The organism is Acidocella sp. MX-AZ02 (assembly GCF_000306035.1).
GTDB classification, from domain to species: domain Bacteria; phylum Pseudomonadota; class Alphaproteobacteria; order Acetobacterales; family Acetobacteraceae; genus Acidocella; species Acidocella facilis.
In genome coordinates this window covers 1-860 of the sequence record NZ_JH976244.1, presented here as the reverse complement: position 1 = coordinate 860, position 860 = coordinate 1, and the positions used below count along the sequence as shown (strand labels likewise).

Annotated in this window: 2 protein-coding genes; one reads left to right on the top strand and one right to left on the bottom strand. The window is 57.2% G+C overall.

What is annotated here, in order from left to right; genetic code table 11:
• On the bottom strand, positions 1–228 hold a 228-nt coding region (locus MXAZACID_RS18545; RefSeq protein ID WP_371137085.1), incomplete at its 3' end, for a recombinase family protein.
• Between the two features lie 99 nt (positions 229–327).
• On the opposite strand from MXAZACID_RS18545, the gene MXAZACID_RS17325 reads away from it, so the two are divergent.
• Positions 328–774 carry a DUF4158 domain-containing protein gene (locus MXAZACID_RS17325; protein ID WP_008495879.1) on the top strand — a complete coding sequence of 149 codons (447 nt, stop codon included), beginning with the start codon at positions 328–330 and terminating at the stop codon, positions 772–774.
• Positions 775–860 lie beyond the last annotated feature (86 nt).

Sequence of the window (860 nt, the reverse complement as noted above, 5' to 3'; positions counted from 1 at the left end):
CTCTCGCAGATGATCAAGCAGTCGATGCAGCTCGGGTCGATCCCACCGTCCTCCAGACGCTGTCTCCTCAAACAAACGCCGGCAACCGGCAACCTTGAGCGCCTTTGTTTGCAGAGCGTTGTTCTGCTCGTCACCCTTGGACACACGGGCATAGCCAAGCAATACACAGACACTTGCTGGCTTGGTTGATTTCACAAACGGTCGTTTGCGAACGGTTTTCACGGTCACGGCAATTCCTCGGAATTTTCCTTTCAATATCCTGTTGCAGAATTGCTTTAAAAGGCAAGCAGTTTATGAACGGCGTGCCATCATTGACGGGACGCCAAGATGTCTACCCGCACCCTGCTATCCTCATCGCAGCGAATCCGCCTGCTCTCGATCCCAACGGATCTCTCCGAGATGGTCCGTCATTTCACCCTCGGTATGGATGACCTCGCGCTCATCCGCACGAAGCGGCGTTCGGTTAATCGGCTCGGCTGCGCGGTCCAGCTATGCCTTCTTCGATATCCGGGGTTTGGCTTGGGGCCTACCACCCAGCCACCAGCGGCCATGATCGCCTTTGTAGCCCACCAAATTGGTGTGCCAGCAGCCATTTTTGCTGATTATGCAGACAGGGACCAGACACGCCGTGGGCATGCCGTGGAACTACAGAAATACCTGGGCCTGCGCAGCTTCGGGCTGAACGATTGGCGCAGTTCGCTCCGCATCGGCTGTGATGTGGCGTGGGCTACTGATCGGGGAGAACCCATCACCTGGCGATCCTTGCGCATCTGAGGACGATCGGCGTCGTGCTTCCCCCGGCGATGGTGCTTGAGCGGATTGGATTGGCCGCCCGTGCCCAAGCTCGCAAGAAAACATTC

What these genes read in the sequence shown, in the direction of transcription:
- MXAZACID_RS17325 (WP_008495879.1), top strand. Translation starts at nt 328, where the DNA reads ATGTCTACCCGCACCCTGCTATCCTCATCGCAGCGAATCCGCCTGCTC.